The sequence below is a fragment of the Mesorhizobium sp. ISC25 genome (assembly GCF_042295465.1).
Classification (GTDB): domain Bacteria; phylum Pseudomonadota; class Alphaproteobacteria; order Rhizobiales; family Rhizobiaceae; genus Mesorhizobium.
Genome location: NZ_CP135441.1, coordinates 631,276 through 655,599 on the forward strand (window position 1 = coordinate 631,276; position 24,324 = coordinate 655,599).

22 protein-coding genes are annotated in these 24,324 nt (G+C 64.4%); 11 read left to right on the forward strand and 11 right to left on the reverse strand.

What is annotated here, in order from left to right; genetic code table 11:
- The first annotated feature begins 1 nt into the window (after window position 1).
- Both cobO and RQ479_RS03205 read left to right on the forward strand, forming a co-directional pair.
- Complete coding sequence (cobO, locus tag RQ479_RS03200) at window positions 2-619, forward strand: cob(I)yrinic acid a,c-diamide adenosyltransferase (RefSeq protein ID WP_376704074.1); 618 nt, start codon at window positions 2-4, stop codon at window positions 617-619.
- Window positions 620-1,021: 402 nt separating this feature from the next.
- Complete coding sequence (locus tag RQ479_RS03205) at window positions 1,022-1,336, forward strand: hypothetical protein (RefSeq protein WP_376704075.1); 315 nt, start codon at window positions 1,022-1,024, stop codon at window positions 1,334-1,336.
- A 27-nt stretch (window positions 1,337-1,363) separates the two neighbouring features.
- Here the strand turns inward: RQ479_RS03205 and cbiB are convergent, their stop codons facing one another.
- Window positions 1,364-2,335 carry an adenosylcobinamide-phosphate synthase CbiB gene (gene cbiB, locus RQ479_RS03210; protein WP_376704076.1) on the reverse strand — a complete coding sequence of 324 codons (972 nt, stop codon included), beginning with the start codon at window positions 2,333-2,335 and terminating at the stop codon, window positions 1,364-1,366.
- On the opposite strand from cbiB, the gene cobD reads away from it, so the two are divergent.
- Together cobD and RQ479_RS03220 are read left to right on the forward strand one after the other, a co-directional pair.
- Window positions 2,334-3,392 carry a threonine-phosphate decarboxylase CobD gene (gene cobD / locus RQ479_RS03215; protein WP_376704077.1) on the forward strand — a complete coding sequence of 353 codons (1,059 nt, stop codon included), beginning with the start codon at window positions 2,334-2,336 and terminating at the stop codon, window positions 3,390-3,392. The genes cbiB and cobD overlap by 2 nt on opposite strands.
- On the forward strand, window positions 3,389-3,898 hold the full coding sequence (locus tag RQ479_RS03220) for a tyrosine phosphatase family protein (protein ID WP_376704078.1): 510 nt from the start codon (window positions 3,389-3,391) through the stop codon (window positions 3,896-3,898). The genes cobD and RQ479_RS03220 overlap by 4 nt, the downstream gene beginning before the upstream one ends.
- Here the strand turns inward: RQ479_RS03220 and RQ479_RS03225 are convergent, their stop codons facing one another.
- Window positions 3,899-4,702, reverse strand: a complete 804-nt coding sequence (locus tag RQ479_RS03225; protein WP_376704079.1) for a creatininase family protein — start codon at window positions 4,700-4,702, stop codon at window positions 3,899-3,901.
- Between the two features lie 110 nt (window positions 4,703-4,812).
- Entirely contained in the window at window positions 4,813-5,196 is a 384-nt protein-coding gene (locus RQ479_RS03230) for a RidA family protein (protein WP_376704080.1), read from the reverse strand.
- A gap of 277 nt (window positions 5,197-5,473) precedes the next feature.
- Between RQ479_RS03230 and RQ479_RS03235 the strand changes: the two genes are divergently transcribed.
- The 6 genes from RQ479_RS03235 (at window position 5,474) to RQ479_RS03260 (ending at window position 11,828) form a co-directional block, all read left to right on the forward strand.
- Window positions 5,474-6,478: an ABC transporter substrate-binding protein gene (locus tag RQ479_RS03235; RefSeq protein ID WP_376704081.1), complete on the forward strand. Its 1,005-nt coding sequence runs from the start codon at window positions 5,474-5,476 to the stop codon at window positions 6,476-6,478.
- A 3-nt stretch (window positions 6,479-6,481) separates the two neighbouring features.
- Window positions 6,482-7,324: an ABC transporter ATP-binding protein gene (locus RQ479_RS03240; protein ID WP_376704082.1), complete on the forward strand. Its 843-nt coding sequence runs from the start codon at window positions 6,482-6,484 to the stop codon at window positions 7,322-7,324.
- Window positions 7,311-8,162, forward strand: a complete 852-nt coding sequence (locus RQ479_RS03245; RefSeq protein WP_376704083.1) for an ABC transporter permease — start codon at window positions 7,311-7,313, stop codon at window positions 8,160-8,162. The genes RQ479_RS03240 and RQ479_RS03245 overlap by 14 nt, the downstream gene beginning before the upstream one ends.
- A gap of 178 nt (window positions 8,163-8,340) precedes the next feature.
- Complete coding sequence (locus RQ479_RS03250; protein WP_376704084.1) at window positions 8,341-9,639, forward strand: cytosine deaminase; 1,299 nt, start codon at window positions 8,341-8,343, stop codon at window positions 9,637-9,639.
- On the forward strand, window positions 9,639-11,036 hold the full coding sequence (locus RQ479_RS03255) for an FAD-binding oxidoreductase (RefSeq protein ID WP_376705858.1): 1,398 nt from the start codon (window positions 9,639-9,641) through the stop codon (window positions 11,034-11,036). The genes RQ479_RS03250 and RQ479_RS03255 overlap by 1 nt, the downstream gene beginning before the upstream one ends.
- Before the next feature lie 210 nt (window positions 11,037-11,246).
- Complete coding sequence (locus RQ479_RS03260) at window positions 11,247-11,828, forward strand: NAD(P)H-dependent oxidoreductase (protein WP_352467701.1); 582 nt, start codon at window positions 11,247-11,249, stop codon at window positions 11,826-11,828.
- A gap of 6 nt (window positions 11,829-11,834) precedes the next feature.
- Here RQ479_RS03260 and RQ479_RS03265 read toward each other — a convergent pair whose 3' ends face one another.
- From RQ479_RS03265 to RQ479_RS03285, 5 genes are read right to left on the reverse strand one after another with little or no spacing between them, the layout of a single operon-like run.
- The gene (locus RQ479_RS03265; protein WP_376704085.1) at window positions 11,835-14,294 is read right to left on the reverse strand and encodes an FAD-dependent oxidoreductase; all 2,460 of its coding nucleotides are present in this window, start codon (window positions 14,292-14,294) and stop codon (window positions 11,835-11,837) included.
- A complete protein-coding gene (locus RQ479_RS03270; protein ID WP_352467703.1) occupies window positions 14,291-15,472 on the reverse strand; it encodes a pyridoxal phosphate-dependent aminotransferase in 1,182 nt (393 codons plus the stop codon). Before RQ479_RS03270 ends, RQ479_RS03265 begins: the two co-directional genes overlap by 4 nt.
- Complete coding sequence (locus tag RQ479_RS03275) at window positions 15,472-16,371, reverse strand: homocysteine S-methyltransferase family protein (protein ID WP_352467704.1); 900 nt, start codon at window positions 16,369-16,371, stop codon at window positions 15,472-15,474. Before RQ479_RS03275 ends, RQ479_RS03270 begins: the two co-directional genes overlap by 1 nt.
- Complete coding sequence (locus RQ479_RS03280) at window positions 16,368-18,821, reverse strand: FAD-dependent oxidoreductase (RefSeq protein ID WP_376704086.1); 2,454 nt, start codon at window positions 18,819-18,821, stop codon at window positions 16,368-16,370. The genes RQ479_RS03275 and RQ479_RS03280 overlap by 4 nt, the downstream gene beginning before the upstream one ends.
- A 13-nt stretch (window positions 18,822-18,834) precedes the next feature.
- The gene (locus RQ479_RS03285) at window positions 18,835-19,428 is read right to left on the reverse strand and encodes a helix-turn-helix domain-containing protein (protein ID WP_376704087.1); all 594 of its coding nucleotides are present in this window, start codon (window positions 19,426-19,428) and stop codon (window positions 18,835-18,837) included.
- Between the two features lie 265 nt (window positions 19,429-19,693).
- Here RQ479_RS03285 and RQ479_RS03290 point away from each other — a divergent pair, with 265 nt between their 5' ends.
- Window positions 19,694-20,392, forward strand: a complete 699-nt coding sequence (locus RQ479_RS03290) for a nitroreductase (protein WP_352452121.1) — start codon at window positions 19,694-19,696, stop codon at window positions 20,390-20,392.
- Window positions 20,393-20,411: 19 nt separating this feature from the next.
- Here RQ479_RS03290 and soxG read toward each other — a convergent pair whose 3' ends face one another.
- From soxG to RQ479_RS03305, 3 genes are read right to left on the reverse strand one after another with little or no spacing between them, the layout of a single operon-like run.
- Window positions 20,412-20,999 (reverse strand): sarcosine oxidase subunit gamma family protein, encoded by a 588-nt coding sequence (soxG, locus tag RQ479_RS03295; protein ID WP_376704088.1) that lies wholly within the window; start codon window positions 20,997-20,999, stop codon window positions 20,412-20,414.
- The gene (locus tag RQ479_RS03300; protein WP_376704089.1) at window positions 20,992-23,988 is read right to left on the reverse strand and encodes a sarcosine oxidase subunit alpha; all 2,997 of its coding nucleotides are present in this window, start codon (window positions 23,986-23,988) and stop codon (window positions 20,992-20,994) included. Before RQ479_RS03300 ends, soxG begins: the two co-directional genes overlap by 8 nt.
- The gene (locus RQ479_RS03305; protein ID WP_376704090.1) at window positions 23,985-24,281 is read right to left on the reverse strand and encodes a sarcosine oxidase subunit delta; all 297 of its coding nucleotides are present in this window, start codon (window positions 24,279-24,281) and stop codon (window positions 23,985-23,987) included. The genes RQ479_RS03300 and RQ479_RS03305 overlap by 4 nt, the downstream gene beginning before the upstream one ends.
- Window positions 24,282-24,324: the final 43 nt, after the last annotated feature.

Sequence of the window (24,324 nt, forward strand, 5' to 3'; positions counted from 1 at the left end):
CATGGCTGATACTATCGACCCTACGGAAGAGGAACGCCACCGCGCCAAGATGGCCAAGCGCAAGGCGGTGCAGGACGCCGAGGTCGCGGCCAGGACGGTCGAGAAGGGGCTGCTGATCGTCAACACCGGGCCGGGCAAGGGCAAGACCACGGCCGCCTTCGGTCTGGCGCTCAGAATGCTCGGGTATGGCAAGCGCGTCGGCGTCGTCCAGTTCATCAAGGGCAAGTGGCACACCGGCGAGAAGGACGCTTTTGCCTGCTTCGGCGACCGCGTCGTCTGGCACGCCATGGGCGAAGGCTTTACCTGGGAGACGCAGGACCTGAAGCGCGACATCGCCGCGGCCGAGGCCGCCTGGGCGAAAGCGCTGGAGCTGATGGCCGAGCCGTCGATCAGCCTCGTGGTGCTCGACGAATTGAACATCGCGCTGCGTTACGACTATCTCGACCTCGAAAAGGTGGTCGCGGCGCTGAAGGCGCGTCGCGAAGGTCTGCATGTTGTCGTCACCGGCCGCAACGCCAAGCCGGCATTGGTCGAGGCAGCCGATCTGGTCACCGAGATGGGCGCGACCAAGCACCACTTTTCCGCCGGCGTGAAGGCGCAGCAGGGGATCGAGTTCTGAGGGGTTTGGCGATCCGGCCCACCCCCTCTGTCCTGCCGGACATCTCCCCCGCAAGGGTCCCGCAAGGGTCCCGCAAGGGGGAGATCGGATGTCACTTCCGGCTTTCGCCAACCTTGAACGTTAAGGGCCTGCAATGAGGCAGCGCCGACCTGAAGCGATTATTTGAGGCGTAGCCCTATTTTGTTCTTGCTTTGTGCCGGCAGCTATGCTACTAATTTTGTTATGGTGCTAATTGGCTCCAACGACCCGCCGCTTGGCGGGTTTTCTGTTTGCGCTCGATCTCGAGCGTCGATCACGCTATGAAAACGACCGCCGAGTTCTCCCGAACAGCGCGTCAGCACTAGACTAGGTCGGGCGATCCGGCAGAGTTCCGGCGCCGCCTGATCAAGCTGGAGATTGTTCGTGGAACAGGCGGTAATCGTCTATCTTCTTCTGAACGACGGTCAATTTGGAGCGTCGCAAGAACGCGAATCCATTTACGCGCTCGAGAATCGGCTAGAGAAAGCTATCGAGGATGCGTCGGTCGGCGAGTTTGACGGTGACATTTTTTGTGAGGGCGAATGCATCCTCTACATGTATGGGCCAAACGCTGAACGGCTTTTTGTTGTAGTCGAACCCGTCTTGAAATCTTCTCCCGTAGCCGCCGGTGGGTACGCGATCAAAAGGTTTGGCGAGGCAGCCGATCCAAGCGCAAAGGAAGTCCGCGTTACTTGGTAGGTCGGGTTTGCCGACCCATTCGGACGCTCACGCGGCGATAACGATCACCGCGACCACCCCGAACAGCGCAATCAGCAGCAAGTCGGCGACCCGGTAGAGTTTCAGCGCCCGCCGGATGTCGGTGCTCTCGACGTCGTCGCGGCGGCCGCCTTCGCCCATCAATGCGTCTTCGACCATGACTCCGTCATAGGAACGGGGGCCGGCGAGTGCCAGGCCGAGCGCACCGGCCATCGCTGCTTCCGGCCAGCCGGCATTGGGCGAGCGGTGTTTTTTCGCATCGCGCCGCACGGCGTGCCAGGCGGCTTTGGCGTCGGCGCCCTTGACCAGGAAAGCCGCGAGTACGATCAGCAGCGCCGTCAGCCGCGACGCCGGCAGGTTGATCCAGTCGTCGAAGCGCGCCGCCGCCCAGCCGAAGGCTTCGTGGCGCGGGGTGCGGTGGCCGATCATCGAATCGGCGGTGTTGGCGGCCTTGTAGGCGACGCCGCCGGCAAGCCCGCCAACGCCGATCCAGAAGGCCGGTGCGACGACGCCGTCGGAGAAATTCTCGGCCAGGCTTTCGATCGCGGCGCGGCAGACAGCGGCCCTGTCGAGCTTTTCCGGGTCGCGGCCGACGATCCGCGAGACGGCAATGCGGCCCATGTCCAGTCCGCCGCTGTCGAGGGCGTCGGCCACCGCTTCGACATGCTCGGCCAGGCTCTTCTGCGACAGCAGCGACGTCGCCAGGATGGGGGTGACCAACAAGCCGAGGGGAATGCTCCAAAGCAAGGTTTCGAGCCAGAGGGCGAGGGCGGCCGGCACCAGCACGATCACCAGCAGCGCGAGGACGCCCCAGCGGCGACGGTGGGCGTCGGAATCAGTGGCGCGGTTGAGCCTGCGGTCGAGAAAGGATATCAGCCTGCCGAACCAGGTGACGGGATGGCCAATGGCATCGAAGAGCCAGGCCGGGTAGCCGAGTACAAGTTCGATGGCCAGCGACAGGAAAGTGATCAGGATCGACATGAAGTCTCTTGATGGAGTGACGGCAGCAGTGGACCACGGCGGAAGCCTTGGCCGGGCGAGGGCGCTTTTCCCTCACGCGCCGCTGCCTTTCGTCGACCTCTCGACCGGGATCAATCCGCACTCCTACCCGCTTTTCGATTTGCCCGCCACCGCCCTGTCGCGATTGCCGGAAGCAGCGCGTGCCCGTGAATTGGCCGAAGTCGCGGCAAGCGCCTATGGCGCGCCGTCGGCGGCGAACGTCGCGGCTGCGCCCGGCACGCAGATCCTGTTGCCGCGCGTCGCTTCGCTGGTCAACCCGGGCACGGCGCTGGTGCTCGGGCCGACTTATGCCGAGCATCGGCGGGCAGCAGCGATCGCCGGCCATGCGGCGGCCGAAGTCGATCATTTCGAAGCCCTGGCGGTGGCCGACCTTGCCGTCGTCGTCAATCCCAACAACCCGGACGGGCGCGTCGTCGAGCGCGAAAGATTGCTTCGACTTGCCGCAAAATTGCGCGCCGGAGGCGGGCTGCTGGTGGTCGACGAGGCCTTCATGGATGTCGGCCCGTGCAGCGAAAGCCTGGCCGGCGACGTCGACCAGGGCGGCATCGTCGTGCTGCGCTCGTTCGGCAAGTTCTTCGGCCTGGCCGGCCTGCGGCTTGGCTTTGCACTGGCCGATGCGCTGACGGTCGAGCGGCTGGAGGCGCAATTCGGGCCATGGGCGGTTGCCGGGCCGGCGCTTGAATATGGCATAAGGGCGCTTGCCGATACCGGCTGGCAGGCCGGGATGCGGCGCCGTCTGGCCGAGGATGCCGCACGGCTCGATACGCTGTTCGGCCGCTTCGGCGTGCCTGTCGCCGGTGGCACCTCGCTGTTCCGCTATATCAGGCTGGCGGACGCCCCCGGCCTGTTTTCGGTGCTCGGCCAGCGCGGCATCCTGCTTCGGCATTTCGCCGACCGTCCGGATGTGCTGCGCGCCGGCCTGCCGGGAGCCGACGAAGAATGGCGGCGGCTCGAATCCGCGCTTGCCGGCTGGGCCTCCGGGCGCGACGATGATGCCAAGGGAGAAACGATCCAATGATCCACGTCTGCTCGCTGTCCAAAGTCGAGGAAACGGTAACGAAGACCGGGGCCGAGCGGCTGCTTTCGCTGCTTGCCGCCGGCACGGAGGTGATGCGGCCGGCCTCGATCACCAGGGAAAACCATCTGCATCTGGTCATGCACGACATTGCGGTAGCGCAGGAGGGCATGACCATGCCGGGCGAGGAGCATGTCTTGAACCTGCTCGATTTCGCCCGCCAATGGGACCGCTCGCGGCCGCTGGTGGTGCATTGCTATGCCGGCATCAGCCGCTCGACTGCCTCGGCCTACATCATCGCGGCAGCGCTGGCGCCGAAGCGCGACGAGGCCGAGTTGGCCGAGACGCTGCGCGCGCTGTCGCCCACGGCGACGCCCAATCCGCGGCTGATCGCAATTGCCGACGCACTGCTCGAGCGCAATGGCCGCATGAGCCGCGCCATCGAGGCGATCGGGCGCGGTGCCGAAGCGTTTGAGGGCACGCCTTTTGCGCTGAAGATCGACGCTTGATTACGTCAGCCAATCCGCCAGCTTTGCCTTGCGCACGTCCCTCAGCAGGCCGATGAAGCCGTCGGCCTGATGTTCGGCGGTCAGCCGGCCTTTTTCGGCGGTGGCAATGCTGGCGTCGCCGACCACGCCATTCGGGTTGAGATCGCTGGCGATCCAGGCGAAGGCGTGCGTTCCGGTTTGGCGCAGCAGCGAAAATTCCTTTTCGGCACGGGCAACCTTGGACACGAAATTGTCGGCCTTGGCCATGTCGACGAGGTCGGGCCGGAAATGCAGCATCAGCGAGGTCTCGACGTCGCCGCCATGAATGCCGTGGCGGTCTTCGAGCTCGGTGTACATGCCGGCCGGCCGGCCAAAACGCTGCCAGCTGGTCTTTACCGCCAGCATCTTTGCCCGCACGCGCAATTCGCGGGTGACGATGCCCATGATCTCCTCATTGCCGCCATGCGAATTGACGACGACCAGTTTTCGGATGCCGGCGCGCGCGACCGACAGGCCGAGTTCGGTCCATGCCTCGACCAAGGTCGTCGCCGGCAAAGTGAGGGTGCCGGGCGCATGCAAATGCTCGTTCGACTTGCCTATCGCCTGCACCGGCAGGATGCGGATGTCGAGATCGCCGGGCAGGCGGGCGATCACCGTGTCGAGCATGCCGTTCATGATCGAGGTGTCGGTCGAAACCGGCAGATGGGGCCCGTGCTGTTCGATCGCTGCCAGCGGCAGAACGGCAATGGTCGCCTCCGGATCGATGGTCGCGTATTCGGTGGTCCGGTAGTCACCCCACCATACGCGTTTTTTTGTCCCGGCCATTTTGAACCTCAAAGAGAGACTGAATGCGCGCTTGATGAGGGGCGGCGCCAACCTTTGTCGTGTAACTTGAGATCATCGGCCTGTCGATTCCAGCCGCTGGCCAGCGCTGCTCATCCCGCCGCAATGACCTCGATCTCGACCTTGAATTCCGGCCGGGCAAACCCGGACACGATCATCAGCGTCGAGGCCGGCGCCGGGCTGGCGAACAGCCGGTCGCGAACCTCCATATACGGCCGCAGGAACGCGCGGTCGGTGACATAGGCGTTGATGCGGACGATGTCGGACAGGCCGAGCCCGGCCTCGCCGAGAATCGCCGCTATGTTCTGGAAACAGAGCTCGGCCTGTGCGCGGGGCTCCTCGGGGATCCGGTCGTCCGCTGTGATGGCGACCTGGCCCGAACACAGCACCAGCCGCTTGCCGGGCGGCAGCTCGACGCCGTGGCTGTAGCGGGCGAAGGGCGGCTTGATCGACTTCGGCGTGAGAAATTTGAACATGGCAATCTCCGGTTCTCGGCAGCGTAAAGCTGGATGTAGGCGGGCATCAAGATGGCGGTGCATGTCACGAGGGCGATTGTGGACAGGCGATCAAAAAATAGGCACGATGCCTTTCGTACAGCATGACCCGTCCGGCCTTCGCGCCGCCATTGCACAGGCGGGCGTTGCACAAGCGGGCGGTCCCGACGCAACGCGCCGGTGGCATGTGTCTTGCTTCTTGAAACAATGGTGTCGAGCCCGGCGCGTGACGCGCCGGAGCGAACAAAGGGTGGTGTGGATGTACGGAAGACTCAAGATTTCGGCGGGCGCGATCATGCTGTTTGGCGCAGGTACGCTTGCCGCGGCAGCGAATGAAAAAGTCACCTTCGGCACCAACTGGCTGGCCGAGCCGGAGCATGGCGGCTACTACCAGGCCGTGGTGGATGGTACCTATGCCGCCTGCGGCATCGACGTGACGATCATGCAGGGCGGCCCACAGGTCAGCGGCCGGCCGCTACTGCTGGCCGGCAAGATCGATTTCTACATGGGCGGCAATCTGCTGTCGGCTTTCGATGCCGTGCAGCAAGGCATACCGATGCGCGTCGTGGCCGCCGACTTCCAGAAGGACCCGCAGGTCATCATGTCCCATCCCGGGCAGGGGCTGGACAAATGGGAAGACCTGAAGAACGCCGACCAGTACATCCTCGGCGACGAAGGTGCGCAGACCTTCTTCCAGTGGATGGTCACCGACTTGGGTTTCGACGCAGCCAAGCGCGTGCCCTACACCTTCAACCCGGCGCCGTTCATCGCCAACAAGATGTCGATCCAGCAGGGTTACGTCACCTCGGAGCCATTCGCCGTCCAGAAGCAGGGCGGTTTCACGCCGAACCAGTTTCTGCTGGCCGACTATGGCTGGGACACATATGCAACGACGGTCGAGACCATGCAGGAGACGATCGACAAGCGGCCCGAGGTGGTCCAGTGCTTTGTCGATGGCTCGGCCAAGGGCTGGTACAATTATCTCTACGGCGACAACAAGGCCGCCAACGAAATGATCAAGAAGGAAAATCCGGACATGACGGATGAGCAGATCGCCTTCTCGATCGAGCAGCTGAAGAAATTCGGCGTGGTCGATTCCGGCGACAGCGAAAAGCTCGGCATCGGCGCCATGACCGACGCACGCATCCAGAGTTTCTATGACAAGATGGTCAAGGCCAAGGTCGCGCCGGCGGGCGTCGACATCAAGAAGGCCTACACGCTTTCCTTCGTCAACAAGAGCGTCGGGCTCGACCTGAAGAAGTAGGCCGTGAAGCTGGAGAAAGTGGCGCAACAGCCAGGAAGTGTACCGGGGCCGACGCTGTTGGCGCTGCGTGGCGTCGGCAAGGTTTTTTCCAACGGCGTCACCGCGCTCAGCAATGTCGAGCTGACGATCCGGGAGGGCGATTTCCTCAGCCTGCTCGGGCCGTCGGGCTGCGGCAAATCGACGGCGCTGCGGCTGATTGCCGGCCTGTCGACGCCGACCTCGGGCGTGCTCGACTGGCGCGGCAGCGGCGCCCGCGATCGTTCGAATATCGGCGACCGTTCGAATATCGGCTTCGTCTTCCAGGAGCCGACGCTGCTGCCCTGGGCCGACGTCTTCGACAATGTCTGGCTGCCGCTGCGGCTGAAGGGCGTGTCGCGGGCCAAGGCGGCGCCGGCGGTGATGGAGATGCTGGCGCGGGTTCACCTGACCGGCTTCGAGAATGCCGTGCCGCGCGAATTGTCGGGCGGCATGAAGATGCGCGTCTCGATTGCCCGGGCCATGGTGACCAAGCCGCGCATTCTGTTGATGGACGAGCCGTTCGCGGCACTAGACGAGATCACCCGCTTCAAGCTCAACAACGATCTGCTGGAGCTATGGCAGGATGAACGTTTCACCGTCGTTTTCGTCACCCACAGCGTCTTCGAAAGCGTTTTCCTCTCCAACCGCGTGGTCGTCATGGCGGCGCGGCCGGGCCGGGTGTTCGCCGAGCTTGCTGTCGATGCATCCTATCCGCGCGACGAGGCATTTCGCACCTCGCCCGACTATGCCGCGCTCTGCCGCCAGGCATCCGACGTGCTGATCGGCGCCATCAACTCAACTGCCGGACCGCATCATGACGGCCATTGAAGAACCAGTCCTGGCGCTCGACCCGGAGGAGGCGCGCCGCGTCCGCCAGGAGCGCTTCGAGCGGATCGGCAGATGGCTGCTGCCGCTGGCGATCATGGTCCTGGCGATCTGGCTGTGGGACCGCGTCTGCGTCTGGAACGACATCCCGAAATACATCCTGCCGCGTCCCGGCGTGGTGCTGCAGACGCTGCATGACGATGCCGGGCTGCTGTTCTCCTCGCTGCTGGTGACGCTCAGGATCACCTTCTTGAGCCTGCTTCTCGCCGTGGTCGGCGGCGTCGGGCTGGCGGTGCTGTTCGCTCAGTCGAAATGGGTGGAGATGTCGTTCTTTCCCTTTGCCATCGTGCTGCAGGTGACGCCGATCGTCGCGATCTTTCCGCTGATCAATATCTATGTCAACGATCAGACAACAAAGCTGCTGCTTTGCGCCTGGATCGTCGCCTTTTTCCCGATCCTGTCCAACACCACGCTCGGCCTCAATTCCGTCGACCGCAATCTGCGCGATTTGTTCAAGCTCAACGGCGCCACCCGCTGGCAGCAATTGCGCTATCTGCGGCTGCCGGCGGCGATGCCTTATTTCCTCGGTGGGCTGAAGATCGCCGGCGGCCTGTCGCTGATCGGCGCGGTGGTGGCCGAGTTCGTCGCCGGCGCCACCGGCCAGTCGTCCGGCCTCGCCTCGCGCATAATCGAGGCCGGCTACCGGCTCAACGCACCGAGGCTGTTCGCGGCGCTGATCCTGATCTCGCTCACCGGCATCCTGATCTTCCTGGTGCTGTCGCTGATTTCGCATCTCATTTTGCGGCGCTGGCACGAGAGCGCGCTGAGGCAGGAGCGGTGATGGTGGGCAGCGCCAGCACCCCCCTCTGTCCTACCGGACATCTCCCCCTCAAGGGGGGAGATTGGATGCCATCCAGGATTTCGCCAATTACCAACGTTGCAAGACGAACACCATCGGCGAAGCTGCCAATCTCCCCCCTTGAGGGGGAGATGTCCGGCAGGACAGAGGGGGGTAGGCCTTGATACCGGCTTCTGGTTCCTACCATCTCGCCAAGGTTCGGCTTCATGCCTCACTTACGCCGGGCTTTTCTGGAGCCTTCGATACCGACGGGTTTGGGCTCGCCGATATCGTCATCGCCGATGGCAAGATCTCCGGGATTACGGCGCATCGATCCAACGCACCGGCAGGCGCCACCGACCTCGGCGGCCGAATCGTGCTGCCCTGCTTCGTCGACTGCCACACCCATATCGACAAGGGCCATATCTGGCCTCGAAAGCCCAATCCCGACGGCACCTTCATGGGCGCATTGAACGCGACCGGCGCCGACCGCGCGGCGCGCTGGAGCGCCGACGACGTTGCCCGCCGCATGGATTTTTCGCTGCGCTCGGCCTATGCGCACGGCACCAGGGCTCTGCGCACCCATCTCGACAGCGTTGCCCCGCAGGAAGAGATCTCCTGGCCGGTGTTCGAGACGATGCGGGAGAAATGGCGCGGCCGCGTCGAGCTGCAGGCGGCCTGCCTGCTCGGCATCGAGGGCGTGCGCGACAGGAAGTGGTTCGAGAGGCTGGCCAAGCGGGTGGCCGCTGCCAAGGGCGTGCTCGGCGTCGTCACCTACATGGTGCCAGATCTCGAAGAACTGCTGGACCAGGTGTTTGCGCAAGCGATCAAGCATGGCCTCGACCTCGATTTCCATGCCGACGAGACCGACGATGTCGCGGCGATCTCGCTGAAGAAGATTGCCGAAGCAGCCCTTTGGAACGGTTTTGACGGGAACATCCTGGTCGGCCATTGCTGCTCGCTGGCGTGCCAGCCCGATCTCGACGTGCTCGACACGCTGGACAAGGTCGCCAAAGCCGGCCTGGCGGTGGTGTCGCTGCCGATGTGCAATCTCTATCTGCAGGACCGGCGCGGCGACAACACCACGCCGCGCTGGCGCGGGGTGACGCTGCTGCACGAGATGAAGGCGCGCGGCATTGCCGTCGCCGTCGCCTCCGACAATACGCGCGACCCGTTCTACGCCTATGGCGATCTCGACATGCTGGAGGTCTATCGGATGGCGACGCGCATCCTGCATTTAGACCATCCCGTTGCCGACTGGCCGCAAGCGGTCACCGCGACGCCGGCCAAGGTGATGCGGCTCGATGGTTTCGGCACGCTTGCCGCCGGAGGGGCGGCCGATTTCGTCGTCTTCAGGGGGCGAAGCTGGACGGAATTGCTGTCGCGGCCCGAATCGGATCGCATCGTCGTGCGCGACGGGCAAGCGATCGAGCGCCAGCTGCCCGATTATGCCGAACTCGATGATCTGATGGTGGAATGATGGATATTGCGACGCTCAAGCGCGACCTGGACGGCCTCAAGGTCGACGACCATCCGGCGATCGTCCAGCAGAAGAGCCGCGACTTCTATTGGTACAGCCCGGTGCTGAAGCAGCAGCTCGAGCACGTCACCGGTGACCTGATCGTGACGCCGAAAACCGAAGACGAGGTCGTCCGCATTCTCGCCGCCTGCCACCGGCATAGCGTGCCGGTGACGCCGCGCGGCAGCGGCACCGGGAACTACGGCCAAGCGATGCCCTTGTCCGGCGGTGTGGTGCTCAATCTCGCCGAGATGAACGCGGTCAAGACGATCGCGCCGGGCCGTGTCGTCACCGGCCCCGGCGCCGTGCTCGCCGACATCGACAGAGCGACGCGGGCGCATTCCGGCCAGGAGCTCCGCATGTCGCCGTCGACTTACAACACCGCATCGATCGGCGGGTTCGGCGCCGGCGGCTCCGGCGGTATCGGCTCGATCCGCTGGGGCGGACTACGCGACCTCGGCAACGTCATCCGGCTGAGGACGGTGACGATGGAGGCACAGCCGCGAGTGATGGAACTCACCGGCGAGGACGTGCTGAAGGTCATGCACGCCTATGGCACCAACGGCATCATCACCGAAGTCGAGATGCCGCTGACCGCCAGCTATGACTGGATCGACGTCATCGTCGGCTTCGACGATTTCATGGATGCGGCCGGCTTCGGCAACGACCTCGCCATCCAGGACGGCATACTGGCGAAGCTGATCACGCCGATCGCAGCACCTATCCCTTACGATTACTTCAAGCGCCACCAGCGGTTTTTCCGGCGCGGCCAAAGCATCGTCGTCCTGATGATCGCGCCGCATGCGATGGATGCCTTCCTCGCCTTCACGACGCGCAGCAAGGGCGAGATCGTCTTTCGCGCCGATAAGGAGGCCGATCTCAAGGGGCTGCCGCCGGCCTATGAGCTGACCTGGAACCACACCACGCTGCGCGCCATCCGGGTCGATCCGACGATCACCTACCTGCAGACCCGCTATCCGTCGCCGGACCACCTCGGTCACGTCAAGGCGATGGTCGAACGCTTCGGCGACGAGGTGCCGGCGCATCTCGAATTCATCCGCTTCGACGGAGCCATCGGGATCGCCGGGCTGCCGCTGGTGCGATTCACCACGGCCGAGCGGCTGGACGAGATCATCCGCATCCACGAGGACAATGGCTGCTGGATCTTCAACCCGCACCGCTACACGCTGGAAGAAGGCGGCATGAAGCGCACCGACGAGGTGCAACTCGCCTTTAAGCGCGAAACCGACCCGCAAGGGCTGCTCAATCCCGGCAAGATGATCGCCTGGGAAAACCCGGACTATGATTATCGCTCCGGCAAGTCGTTTCTGTTTAAGGGGCTGGAGAAGACGGGTTGAGACGATGACGGGCGTATGGCGCTGTACCCCCCTCTGGCCTGCCGGCCATCTCCCCCTCATGGGGGGAGATTGGCAGTTTCGATGTCTATCGAATCTTGCGGCTTTGGTGTTGAGCGAAGGCATTGGTGACGGCCAATCTCCCCCCTTGAGGGGGAGATGCCCGGCAGGGCAGAGGGGGGTGCCTCGCGCTGACCTGCGGGTTGTTCTCCTGTGAACATCCTCGTCCTCTACGCTCATCCGGTCGAGACCAGCTTCAATGCCGGTCTGCACCGGACCATCGTCGAGCGGTTGACGGCGGCCGGCCATGTCGTCGACGACTGCGATCTCTATGCCGAGGGTTTCGATCCCAGGCTGACGCGGGCCGAACGGCTCTCATATCACGACGCGCGCGGCGCCGGCGATCCTGCGGCGGCTTATGTCGAGCGCCTGCTCCGGGCCGAGGCGCTGGTGCTGTCGTTTCCGGTGTGGAACTTCGGCTATCCGGCCATTCTGAAAGGCTTTTTCGATCGCGTCTTCCTGCCCGGCGTGTCGTTCAAGCTGGTCGACGGCAAGGTGCAGCCGTCACTGCACAACATCCGCAAGGTGGTCGCGGTCACGACCTATGGCGGCAGCCGGTTCCGAGCCATGCTGATGGGTGACCCGCCGCGCAAGCTGGTCAAGCGGGTGCTGCGTGCGACCATCAAGCCCGGCGGGTCGGTTTCATACATCGCGCATTATTCGATGAACCTGTCGACCGACGAGACGCGGACGAGGTTCGTGGCGAAGGTCGCGGTCAGGATGGACGCATTCTGAGGTGCGTTACATCCTGACCCGTTCCGACTTCGGATCGTACATCGGCTTAAGCGAAGCCTCGGCGGCAAAGCGCTCGCCGGCGATCTCGATCTCGTAGGACGACGACAGCACATCTGCCTCGCTCTCGCCCTTGCAAGGCACGTAACCAAGCCCGATTGCGCCGCCGAGATGATGGCCATAATTGCCCGAGGTGATCGGACCGACGATCTTGCCGTCGCGCAGGATCGCCTCGTTGTGGAAGAGCAACGGCTCGGGGTCGTTCAGGCGGAACTGCACCAGCTGGCGTGACAGGCCGGTTTCTTTCTTCCTCAGCACTGCATCGCGGCCGAGGAAGTCTCCCTTGGCCGTTTTCACTGCGAAGCCGAGGCCGGCCTCCAGCACATTGTCCTCGTCGGTGATGTCGTGGCCGAAATGCCTGAACGCCTTTTCGATGCGGCAGGAATCCAAAGTGTGCAGGCCGCATAGCTTCAGGCCGACATCGGTGCCTGCCTCCGCGATCGCCTCGAAGACATGGGCAGCCTGGTCGGTCGAGACATAAAGCTCCCAGCCGAGTTCGCCGACATAGGTGACGCGGTGGGCGCGGGCCAGGCCCATGCCGATCTCGATCTCCTGAAACGTTCCGAACGGATTGTTGTCATTGGAGAAATCATTCGGGCTGACCTTTTGGATCAGCTTCCTCGAATCCGGGCCCATCAGGCAGAGCACCGCTTCGGCCGCGGTCACATCGGTGATGACGACGAACTCCTCGGCAAGATGTTTTCGCAGCCACGCCAGGTCGCGTTGCAGCGTCGCGCCGGGCACGACGAGGAAGAAGGCGGTTTCGGACAGCCGCGAGACGGTGAGATCGCTCTCGATGCCGCCGCGCTGGTTGAGCATCTGGGTGTAGACGATCTTGCCCGGCGCCACGTCCATGTCGTTGGCGCAGAGTCTTTGCAGGAAAGCGCAGGCGTCGCGACCCTCGACACGGATCTTGCCGAAGGAGGTCATGTCGAACAGGCCGACGCTGTTCCTGACCGCCAGATGCTCCTCGCACTGGTTGTCGAACCAGTTTTGCCGTTTCCAGGAATAGCGGTATTCGCGCTCCTGGCCGGACCTAGCGAACCAGTTGGCGCGCTCCCAGCCGGCGACCTCGCCGAACACCGCGCCGCGCGCCTTCAGATGTTCGTGCAGCGGCGAGCGCCTCACGTTCCGCGAGGTTGCCATCTGCCGGTAGGGGAAATGATCGGCATAGAGCAGGCCGAGCGTTTCGGAGACGCGCTCCTTGAGATAGCGGCGGTTCTTCTGGAACGGCTGGGCGCGGCGGATGTCGACCTCCCAGAGATCGAACGGCGCTTCGCCGTCATTGATCCATTGCGCCAGCGCCATGCCGGCGCCGCCGGAGGAGACGATGCCGATGGAATTGTAACCGGTCGCCATCCAGTACCCGGAAAGCTCCGGCGCCTCGCCGAGATAATAGCGGTCGTCGGGGGTAAAACTCTCGGGGCCGTTGAAGAAGGTGTGGATGCCGGCGGTGGCCAGCATCGGCATGCGGTTGACGCCCATTTCCAGGATCGGCTCGAAATGGTCCATGTCCTGCGGCAACTGGTCGAAGCAGAACTCCTCGCTTATGCCGTTCATGCCCCAGGGCTTCGCCACCGGCTCGAAAGCGCCGAGCATCATCTTGCCGGCGTCTTCCTTGTAGTAGGCGCACTCGTCCGGCACGCGCAGCACCGGCAAGCGGGAAAGCCCGGGGATCGGTTCCGTCACGAGATAGAAATGCTCGCAGGCGTGCAGCGGGATGGTGACGCCATTCTGGGCGCCAAGTTCGCGTGCCCACATGCCGGCGCAGTTGACGACGATATCGGCCTCGATCAGGCCTTGCTCGTCGCCTTGCGCCCAGGAAACGCCGGTGACGCGGCCGGCCCTGGTATGCACCTTGGCCACCTTGACGTTCTCGACGATGGTCGCACCGCGCTGGCGCGCGCCCTTGGCCAAGGCCATGGCGATGTTGGCCGGATCGCACTGGCCGTCGAGCGGCAGATGCACGGCGCCGACAACATCGGAAACATTAAGATGCGGGTACATCTCCTTGACTTCATTGGGGGGAATCTCGCGCACGTCGACATCGAAGGCGCGGGCGAGAGACGCCTGCCTATAAATCTCGTGCTTGCGCTCCTCGGTCAGTGCCACGGTGATCGAGCCGACCTGGCGCATGCCGGTGCCGACATCGGTCTCGGCCTCCAGCTTGACGTAGAGGTCGGCCGAGTACTTCGCCAGCCGCGTCATGTTCTGCGAGCCGCGCAACTGGCCGATCAGGCCGGCGGCGTGCCATGTCGTGCCCGACGTCAGCTGCTTGCGCTCCAGCAGCACGATATCGGTCCAGCCGAGCTTGGCCAGATGATAGGCGACCGAGCAGCCGGAGACGCCGCCGCCGATGATGACCGCCCTTGCTTTGGTCGGAATGGTTTTGGTAGGCGGGGCGCTCATGCGGCCTCACGGCGATAGCTTGAGGCGAAGCGGCGCAGGCGCGTGGCAGCCTCCATCAGCACCGGCTCAGGCTGGCAGAGGCTGAAGCGGATGTGGCCGGCTGCAGCCTCGCCGAAGCTCGAGCCGGGCATGACGCCGACCTTTTCCTGGTCGAGCAAAGCCCAGGCGAATTTCTCATCGTCCGGCTCGATGGCCGATATGTCGAGCATGACGTACATGCCGCCCTCGGAGCCGCGCACCGTGATGTTGTTCATGCCGCGCATGGCATCGAGGACGACGGTGCGCCTCGCGGCGTAGCGCTCGGCGATCTCCTTGACGCCGTAGCCATTTTCGAGCGCCTCCGCGCAGGCGAGACTGATGAAGGCCGGCAGGCCGTAGGTCATCACCAGATTGAGGTCGGTCAACAGCGAGACCATCGGTTCCGGCCCGGTCAGCCAGCCCATGCGCCAGCCGGTCATGCCGTGGCTCTTCGACATCGAATTGATGACCAGCGTGCGTTCCGCCATGCCGGGCAGCGAGCGTGGTGAGACGTGCTCGCCGCCGCCCAGTGTCCAGTAGACTTCGTCCGACAGCAGCCAGAGGTCATGCTCGCGGCAGATCTGCGCCAGCTCTTCCAGGCGCTCGCGCGAATAGACGGCACCGGTCGGGTTGTTGGGCGTGTTGATCAGGATGGCGCGGGTGTTCGGCCGAAGTGCGGCGCGGATGTCGGCGGCGCGCGGCTGAAAGCCATCCTCGGCGGGTGTCTCGACGACGCTGAACTCGGCGCCCGCCGCGCTGAATGTGTTGGGATAGGTGGCGTAATAGGGCGCGACGACGATGGCATGGTCGCCCTGGTCGAGAACCGCTTGAATGGCCGCGTAGAGCGCGGCCTGCCCGCCCGGCGTGGCGATGACCTGGTCGGGGCCGGTCGCAACGCCGGTGCAGAGCGTCGAGGCCGCCGCCATCGCCTTGCGCAGGCGCGGAACGCCGGCAAGCGGGGTGTAGTGGTGATTACTGGCGCGAACCGCCGTCACGCAGGCTTCGATGGTCTCGCTCGGCGTGTCGAAATCATGATCGCCGACCGACAGCATGATAATGTCCTCGCCCGCCTGTTTGCGTGCCCAGGCAGCGGAATGAACCTCCCAGCCGTCCTTGCCGGAAGGCACGATGCCGGAAATGCGTGATGATGGTCTGGGCATTATGCTACTCCCGACATTTCGTAGCCGGCCTGTTCGAGCCGGTCGCGCAGGGTGGCAATGTGGGTGGGGCCGACTTCGCAGCAGCCGCCGACGATGCCGGCGCCGGCCTCGACCCAACCGACCGCCTGGCCGGCATAGGCATCCGGATCGAGGTCGTGGCGGGCGTGCAGCACTTCCACGGTGCCGCCATGCTTGAGCGCCTCGACCGAGGTGAAGCCATTGGCATAGGCGCCGACCGGACCGCCGAGAGCGATCAGTTCGGGCAGCGCTGCAGCGATCGCTTCGGGCCGGCAGCAATTGATCAGCCGGGCCGCGACGGGCAGGCCGTCAAGAGCGCCTGACGTCGCTGCAATGGCTTCGCCGCTGCGCAGGCGCGGCGTGCCGTGGTCGGAAAGCGTCCACGACACCCATACGGGCTTGCCGCTTTCCGACGCCGCGGTGACGGCAGCGCGCGCCTCTTCGGCCGACGCCATTGTCTCGCACAGAAACAGATCGACGCCGTCCGCCTGCTCGGCAACGATGCGGCGATAAATGTCGAGCGTATCCTGGAAGGATATCGTCAGCGCCGGCGCATAGCTGCCGAACAGCGGCGACAGGCAGCCGGCGATCGCCGCGTCGCCGGCCTGGTCGCGTGCTTGCCTTGCCAGTTCGATGCCGCGCTTCTGCAGCGGCTTGAACAGCTCTTCCGCGCCCTCGCGCGCCAGCCGCTCCGGCGTGGCTGAATAGGTGTTGATGGTGATGACGCGGGCGCCGGCGCGGATGAATTCCGCATGCAGGTCGCGCACCAGATCCGGTTCGTCGATCAGCACCCTGGCTGACCACAGCGGCGTCGGCTCGGAACTGCTGCGGCGGACCAGCTCCTGTCCCATTCCGCCATCGGTAAGGATGACTGTCTTCATGCTCTGAGCCTCTCGTTCTTTGGATCCCATAACGGCTCATCGTTCTGCACGACCGCCCGAAAACGTTCGCCGAAGATCTCGACCTCGACCGCGGTTCCCGGCTCGGTGAGGTCGGCGCGCAGCATGCCGAGCGCGATCGACTTGTCGATGCGATGACCCCAGCCGCCGGACGTCGTCTCGCCGACGATCCGGCCTTCATGCCACAGCGTCGACATATAGGGTGCGTCGCAGTCGCCGGGGTTCTCGACGACCAGCGTGACGAAGCGTTTCTTTACGCCCTGCTGCTTTTCGTTCTGCAGCGCCGCCTTGCCGCGGAAGTCGGGCTTGTCCCATCTGACGAAGCGCTCCAGCCCGCCCTGCAGGATCGAATAGTCGGTCGACAGGTCGCCCTTCCAGGTGCGGTAACCTTTTTCGAGCCGGAGCGAATCCAGCGCGTACATGCCGAACGGTTTTAGGCCATGCCTCTGCCCGGCCGCCCAGACCGCGTCGAAGATGGCTGCGGTATCGTCGACCTTGCTGTGGATTTCCCAGCCGAGCTCGCCGGCGAAGGACACGCGCACCAGCTTTGCCCAACGTCCGGCGATACTGGTCTCCTGATGCGTCAGCCAGGGCAGGGTGAGGTCGGCCGTGCAGAGTTCGGCGAGGATTTTTCGCGAGTTGGGGCCAGCGAGGATCTGGGTGGAGTATTCCTCCGTCCGGTCGACCAGCTTGAACGTGGCGTCCTTCGGGATGCGCGACTTCAGCCATTCGAAATCATGCCACTGAGCAACAGCGGCGGTGATCAGCGTCATCAGGTTCTCGTCGTGGCGGACCACCGACATTTCGGTGACGATGCGGCCCTTGTCGTCGGCAAAATAGACGAGGCCGATGCGGCCGGGTTTCGGCACCAGGCCTGTCACCTGGAGGCTCAGCCATTCGGCGGCACCCGGACCGTCGAGATTGAAACGGGAAAACCCCGGCAGGTCCAAAATGCCGGCGGCATCGCGGACGGCGAGGCATTCCTCGCGCACACGATGCTGCCACGGCCCGTCGCGGCGGAAGGTCAGCGTGGATTGTTCGGAGATGTCGTCGCCTGCCTTCGCATACCAGGTGGCGCGTTCCCAGCCATTATAAGCGTCGAACCGGGCGCCGAGTGCCTTGATGCGGTCGTGGAGCGGCGACAGCTTGCGGTCGCGCCCGGCCGGCCAGGCATGGCGCGGGAACTGGATGGCATATTCGTTGCCGTAGATCTCCATGCCCTTGGCGACGCAATAATCCGGGGCCGAGGCAAAGGCGGTGAAACGGCGTGGGTCGCAGGACCACATGTCCCATTCGGTCTGGCCTTGCGTCACCCATTCGGCCAGCACCTTGCCGGCGCCGCCGCCCTGGGCGATGCCGAAGGTAAAGACGCAGGCCTCGAAGGCGTTCGGCACGCCGGGCATCGGGCCGATCAGCGGGTTGCCGTCCGGTGCATAGGGGATCGGCCCGTTGATGACCTTGGACAGGCCGGCGGTGCCGAGGATCGGCACGCGGGCGACAGCATCGGCCAGGTAGTGTTCCAGCCGGTCGAGATCGTCGGGAAACAGCTGGAACGAAAAGTCGTCGGGCATCGGGTCGTTGTGGCCGACCCAGTGGGCGCGGCCATTGCGCTCATAGGGGCCGAGATTCATGCCATTCTTTTCCTGGCGCAGATAATAGGACGTATCGACGTCGCGCAGCAGCGGCAGCTTCTTGCCTTGTTCCTTCGACCACGCCGCCAGTTCGGGGATTTCCTCGAACAGGATATATTGATGGCTCATCACCATCATCGGCACCTCGCGGCCGAACATCCTGCCGACTTCGGCGGCGCGGTAGCCGGCGGCGTTGACGACGATCTCGCAGCGGATCTCGCCTTGCGCCGTCTTGACCACCCACTCGTCGTTCTCGCGGTGCACGCCGATGACCGGACAGAAGCGGATGATCTTCGCGCCCATGTCGCGGGCACCTTTAGCCAGCGCCTGGGTCAATTGCGCCGGGTCGATATCGCCGTCATTCGGATCGTAAAGCGCGCCTTTCAGCTCATGCGTCTCGATGAAGGGGTAACGGCGCTTGATCTCGTCCGGGCCGACCACGTCGATGTCCATGCCCTGGTAGCGGCCCATGCCCTTGGCGCGCTGGAATTCCTGCATGCGCTCCGCGCTATGGGCCAGCCTGAGCGAGCCGGTGACATGGTAATTCATGGGATAACCGACCTCGTCGGCCAGCCGGCGATAGAGCTCGGTCGAATAACGCTGCATGTTCATCAGCGACCATGACGAGGAGAAGGTCGGCACATTGCCGGCGGCATGCCAGGTCGAGCCGGAAGTCAGCTCATTCTTCTCCAGAAGCACGCAGTCAGTCCAGCCCGCCTTGGCGAGATGGTAGAGCGAGGAGGCGCCGACGGCACCGCCTCCGATGATCACCACGCGTGCCGTGGTCGGCAAACCGGCCATGTTCTTCTCCAGATCAATAGACGGGCGGCGAAACCACCCAGATGACGACAGCCGGCTCGGCTCCAGGGTTGCGCCAGCGGAACGGCTTGCCGTCGAAGCGGAAGGAGTCGCCTTCTCCAAGCCGGTGCCAGACGCCGGCAATTTCGATGTCGAAGCTGCCGGACGCGACGTAACCGGCTTCCTCGGTCGGCCGGCGCGCCTCGGCCTTCAGCTCGGCACCTGGCGCGAAGACCGAACGCAGCATCTCGAAGCTACCGCCGAGATCGGGCGACAGAAGCTCCTCCACCAGGCCGGAATCGCTTGTGCCAAGCGTGCGCCGGCTGCCGGCACGCACGACCACGCCGCGCTCGGTCTCGACGGGCACATCATGGCTGAAGAACAGGCTAACCGGCACGCCGAACAATTCGGCGAAGGCCCTGAGATCGCCGAGCGACGGGATCGACAGGCCGCGCTCGACCTGGCTGACCCAGCCGACGGAACGGCCGAGCTTCAGTGCGATTTCGGCAAGCGTCAGGCCGCGCGCCTTGCGCAACGCGCGAATGTCGCCGGCCAGCAGCCGTTCGCCGCTGTCCTGTTCCGATCTGGCGGCGGTTGAGGGCAAAGCCATCCCTGTCTCGGTGAAAAATTCCCTGCAAATTTCATTTGATGGCGGGTTCATGAAAAAATCAAGAGGATTTTCACGTGCCCACAAGATTTACTTGCGCCATTTTGACGGTTCGGGCAAAGGCTCGGCGCACGAGCGGCGAGTCCGGTCGAGGCGGTTAGGGCATCGAGCGCTCATAGAAACTCGCAAGGATGCTCCATCACTTCTAGTCGGCGCATGATCCTTTCCGGATAGCCGGGTTCCAGGATTATGCGCAAAGGGACAGCCCATGCTGGAAAACAACTCCCGGATTGCGGCGGCGATCGTCGATGACGCGATCACCTCGCGGCGGTCGGTACGCGCCTTCTTGCCCGATATGGTCGACGACGAGACCATCCGCGATATTCTCGCCGTTGCAGCGCGCGCGCCCTCAGGCACCAACATGCAACCGTGGAAAGTCTATGTGACCAAGGGCGAGGTCAAGCAGCGCATCACCGACGCTATCCTCAGCTCGGGCATCCGTGCCGAAAAGGCCGAGTGGGACGAGTACCGCTACTATCCCGACCAGTTCTTCGAACCCTATCTGACGCGACGGCGGGCCAACGGCTTCGGCCTCTACGGCGTGCTCGGCATCGGCAGGCGCGAGGTCGACAGGATGCGTGCGCAGCACGACCGCAACTTCGTCTTCTTCGATGCGCCGGTCGGCATGATCTTCACCGTCGACCGGCGGCTGAACAAGGGGTCATGGATCGATTACGGCATGTTCCTGCAAAACATCATGGTCGCGGCGCGGGGCAGGGGCCTGCACACCTGCCCGCAGGCCGCCTTCGCGCCCTATCACCGGCAGATCAGGCCGGTGCTCAACATTCCCGACGAGGAGATCGTCGTCTGCGGCATGGCGCTCGGCCATGAGGACACGTCCAAGCCCGAAAACGCCTTCCGCACCGACCGAGCGCCGCTGGAAGAGTGGGTGACGTTCGCGGAGTGACGTGAAGCGCCGTCCGGCTCTACTGCACTTCGTAGCCGACTTCCTCGCTGGCATGGCAGAGCGCCTTCCAGAACGAGCGTGCGAACGAGCGGAACACATAAATGTCGAACTGATCGGCGCCGGTGCGTTGGATTTGCGCGAAGACGTCGTGATGCATGGTCGAGCGGCCGGCGCCGATCGGGAAGGCCGGCAGCGCGAAGTCGATAGCGAAGAATTTCGCCAGCACCCACTCTGCCTTCGGCCCGGCGATACGGATCGCGGTGCGGCCGTGCGAAAGGTCGGTCACCGTACCGATGGCCGAAGTGACGACACTGGCAAAGGCCGACGCCAATCCCTCGGCTTCATCGACAACCGTGAATTTTCCTGGCGCAAAGCCAAACACCGACCTGACGCCGTCCGTGACACCGCCGCCGGCGCCGTCGGGCAAAGCCAGGCCGGTGACCGCATGGATGCCGGCCATCAGCTTCTTCTCCTCGCCGGGCCAGGCGGCGAGCTGCAGGATCGACCCCGGCCTGATTTCGGAGAGGATGATCTCGACGCCGTGCTCGAAATTGCCATGCGAGCCCGGATGCAGCACCGGCTCAAGCGGCGATTGGCGTTCAACCATGCATGCGGCTCCCGTCCGGATCGAAGAAATGGTTGGAGACGATCTCGACCGGCCCGAACCGGTTGCGCAACGGATCGGAAACATAGGCACGCGAGCCGCGCCGCGCCTTGCCGCCCTTGACCAGGGCAAGCGCTATATATTTGCCGAGCGCCGGCGAATAGCAGCAGGCGGTGATGTGGCCGAGCGAGCCGTGCGGATTGGCTTCGTCAAGCTCCTCGACGATGTGTGCGCCGCCATTGAGCGGCTGGTTGTCGAGTGAAACAATACCGACGAGTTCCAGGCGGTCGGGCGCGATCAGCCCCTCGCGGTCCATCATCGCCGAACCGATGAACGGCTTCTTCTTCGACAGCATCCAGTCGAGATGCAGGTCGCGTGCTGTGGTACGGCCGTCGATCTCGGCGCCGGTGACGTGGCCTTTTTCGATGCGCATGGTGCCCAGCGCCTCCAGCCCATAGGTCACCAGCCTGAACGGCCTGCCGGCTTCGATCAGCGCCTCCCAGACATGGGTGCCGTAACCGGCGCCGGAATAGACCTCGAAGGCCATTTCGCCGGAGAAGGACAGCCGGCAGATCATCACCGGCACGCCGGCGATTTCCCCGTGGACGATGCCCATGAAGGGCAGGGCGGCATTGTCGACGGCGGTGCCGCTGACGCAAGCAGCCAATATCTGCCTTGCCTTCGGCCCGCCGATGGCGGCACCGGCCCATTGGTCGGTCACCGAGGTGATGTGGACCTTCAGCGCCGGCCAGATCACGTCGAGGAAATACTCCAGATGCTGCATCACCTTGCCGGCATTGGCGGTGGTGGTGGTCATCAGGAAATCCTGCTCGCCAAGCCGCCACGTGGTGCCGTCGTCGAAGGCGAGACCGTCCTCGCGCAGCATCAGCCCATAACGCGCCTTGCCGACGGCCAGCGTCGAAAACATGTTGGTGTATACGCGGTCGAGGAATTCCGCCGCGTCTGGGCCTTGCACCGCGATCTTGCCCAGTGTCGAGACATCGACGATGCCGGCGCTCTCGCGCGTGGCTCTCGCTTCGCGCACATAGGCCTGCTCGATCGTCTCGCCGGGATGGCCGTAGATCATCGGCCGATACCAGAGGCCGGCCGAATACATGGTGGCGCCGTTGGCGACGTGCCAGTCATGCATCGGCGTCAGCCGCTCGGGCTTCAGATCGCCGAAGCGTTCGGCGGCAAGCGAGCCGATCGACACCGCCGAAAAGGGCGGGCGAAAGCGCGTCGTGCCGACCTTCGGGATCGGCTTGCCGAGCGCCTCCGCCATGATGGCAAGGCCGGGTATGTTGGAGCTCTTGCCCTGGTCGGTTGCCATGCCGAGCGTGGTGTAGCGCTTCAGATGCTCGACCGAGACGAAGCCTTCGCGATGCGCCAGCCGCACGTCATCCGCCGTCACGTCATGCTGGAAGTCGACGAAGCTCTTTCCTTCGGCCTTGATCTCGAACACCGGCGCCGGATCGGGATCGCCAGGTGCTGCCTCGACGGCAGGCAAGGCCGCCGGCGTGGCGGTTGCTCCCGCTGCGGAAAGACCGGCGGCGCGGCCTTCGGCGATCGCCTCGGCGGTGGAGAAGCTGCCAGTAAAGGCGCCGGCGCCGATCCATTGCCGTGTCGTCGGCTTGGGCGGCAGGAAAGCTTGCAATGCTTCGTTCCATTCTGCTCTGGCGCCGGCCTGGCTGGCCAGATGGATGGTCGGCGACCAGCCGCCCGACATCAGCAGGCAATCGGCGTGGATGCTGCGCGCATCGCTGGAAAGCGCGCCGTTGACCATGTCGAAGCGCTGCACCTTGAAGCCGGAAAGCGCCTTGCCACCCTCGGTGGCGATCACCGCGTGGCCAGAAAGGATCTCGGCCTCCGCTTCGCCGGCCAGCCTGCGCATTTCGCTCGAAAGCTCAGGGCGCACGTCGACGATGGCGACGACGACGGCGCCGGCCTTCTTCAGCGCCAGGGCCGCGCGATAGGCGCTGTCATTGTTGGTGAACAGCGCGATCCTGTCGCCCGGCAGCAGGCCATATTCATTGGCATAACGCTCGGCAGCATGCGCCAGCATTACCCCTGGCCGATCATTGCCTGGAAAGACCAGCGGACGCTCCAGGGAGCCGGTGGCCAGCACCACCGATTTGGCGCGGATCGTCCAGTAGCGATGGCGCGGTTCGCCCTTGCCGGGCGTTTCCTTGTGGTCGGTGACACGTTCGAGCGCGGCAAGCGTGTTGCCGTCATAATAGCCCCAGACGGTGGTGCGCGGCAGCAGGCGTACATTGTCACGGCCTTCGAGCTGGCCAGCGGCGCGCGCCGCCCAGTCGGCGGCCGGCATACCATCGATCGTCTCGCCCGACCAATTGGCCGAGCCGCCGAAATGCGGCTCGAGCTCGGCCAGGACGACCCGTGCACCCTGATCGGCAGCCGCCTTGGCGGCCATCAGCCCGGCCGGGCCGGAGCCGACCACCAGCACATCGCAAAACGCATTCATACGTTCGTAGCGCGCCGTATCGGGAGCCGTGCCTGCCTTGCCCAGGCCGGCGGCACGGCGGATGAAATGCTCGCAGAACATCCAGAAGCGCGTGCCCTTCAGCGGACCGATCACCGGGCCCATGAAGGTCTTGTAGTAGAAGCCGGCCGACAAAAGCTTGCCGCCGAGCTGGTTCACGGCACTGACGTCCCAGGCAAGCGAGGGGAAGCGGTTCTGGCTGATTGCTGCCAGCCCGTCATAGATCTCGACCATGGTGGCGGGAATGTTCGGCTCACGAACCTCGCCCCTCAACACGGTGACCAGCGCGTTTGGTTCCTCGACACCGGCGGTCAGCACGCCGCGCGGACGGTGATATTTGAACGAACGCCCGAACAGGGAGACGCCGTTGGCCAGCAGCGCCGAAGCCAGCGTGTCGCCGGCGTGGCCGGTATAGGGCGCGCCGTCGAAGGTGAAACGGATGGTCCGCAGCCGGTCGATGCGCCCGCCGGCCTCGGTACGGCGCGGGCTCATGGCTTGTCCTCGGCCCGGTGCCGCGCAACCGACTTGTGGTCGCCGCGCGCGAACGCGGTGCTCGAGATCTCGTGCGTCAGCGTGTTGCGCACGACCCTGAGATGGGCGCGGCAGCCGCCAGAATGCTGCCAGATCTCATTGTGGTCGCCGGCTGGATTAAGCCGGTCGTAGACATAGGCGTTCCAGGCGTCGAGGTTCTGCGAAGCGGGCTGTGGGCGCTGGCGGTTGCCGTCGCCCTGATAGGTGAATTCGATCACGTCGCGCGGGCCGCAATAGGGGCAGGTGATGAGCATGGATCTCTTAAACTTCTCGTTTGACCATGATCTGGTCCGAAAA

Excerpts from the sequence above, each read along its gene's own strand:
- cobO (WP_376704074.1), top strand. The coding sequence starts at position 2 with ATGGCTGATACTATCGACCCTACGGAAGAGGAACGCCACCGCGCCAAG.
- cobD (WP_376704077.1), top strand. The coding sequence starts at position 2,334 with ATGAAGTCTCTTGATGGAGTGACGGCAGCAGTGGACCACGGCGGAAGC.
- cbiB (WP_376704076.1), bottom strand. The coding sequence starts at position 2,335 with ATGTCGATCCTGATCACTTTCCTGTCGCTGGCCATCGAACTTGTACTC.
- RQ479_RS03220 (WP_376704078.1), top strand. The coding sequence starts at position 3,389 with ATGATCCACGTCTGCTCGCTGTCCAAAGTCGAGGAAACGGTAACGAAG.
- RQ479_RS03225 (WP_376704079.1), bottom strand. The coding sequence starts at position 4,702 with ATGGCCGGGACAAAAAAACGCGTATGGTGGGGTGACTACCGGACCACC.
- RQ479_RS03230 (WP_376704080.1), bottom strand. The coding sequence starts at position 5,196 with ATGTTCAAATTTCTCACGCCGAAGTCGATCAAGCCGCCCTTCGCCCGC.
- RQ479_RS03235 (WP_376704081.1), top strand. The coding sequence starts at position 5,474 with ATGTACGGAAGACTCAAGATTTCGGCGGGCGCGATCATGCTGTTTGGC.
- RQ479_RS03245 (WP_376704083.1), top strand. The coding sequence starts at position 7,311 with ATGACGGCCATTGAAGAACCAGTCCTGGCGCTCGACCCGGAGGAGGCG.
- RQ479_RS03255 (WP_376705858.1), top strand. The coding sequence starts at position 9,639 with ATGGATATTGCGACGCTCAAGCGCGACCTGGACGGCCTCAAGGTCGAC.
- RQ479_RS03265 (WP_376704085.1), bottom strand. The coding sequence starts at position 14,294 with ATGAGCGCCCCGCCTACCAAAACCATTCCGACCAAAGCAAGGGCGGTC.
- RQ479_RS03270 (WP_352467703.1), bottom strand. The coding sequence starts at position 15,472 with ATGCCCAGACCATCATCACGCATTTCCGGCATCGTGCCTTCCGGCAAG.
- RQ479_RS03275 (WP_352467704.1), bottom strand. The coding sequence starts at position 16,371 with ATGAAGACAGTCATCCTTACCGATGGCGGAATGGGACAGGAGCTGGTC.
- RQ479_RS03280 (WP_376704086.1), bottom strand. The coding sequence starts at position 18,821 with ATGGCCGGTTTGCCGACCACGGCACGCGTGGTGATCATCGGAGGCGGT.
- RQ479_RS03285 (WP_376704087.1), bottom strand. The coding sequence starts at position 19,428 with ATGGCTTTGCCCTCAACCGCCGCCAGATCGGAACAGGACAGCGGCGAA.
- RQ479_RS03290 (WP_352452121.1), top strand. The coding sequence starts at position 19,694 with ATGCTGGAAAACAACTCCCGGATTGCGGCGGCGATCGTCGATGACGCG.
- soxG (WP_376704088.1), bottom strand. The coding sequence starts at position 20,999 with ATGGTTGAACGCCAATCGCCGCTTGAGCCGGTGCTGCATCCGGGCTCG.
- RQ479_RS03300 (WP_376704089.1), bottom strand. The coding sequence starts at position 23,988 with ATGAGCCCGCGCCGTACCGAGGCCGGCGGGCGCATCGACCGGCTGCGG.
- RQ479_RS03305 (WP_376704090.1), bottom strand. The coding sequence starts at position 24,281 with ATGCTCATCACCTGCCCCTATTGCGGCCCGCGCGACGTGATCGAATTC.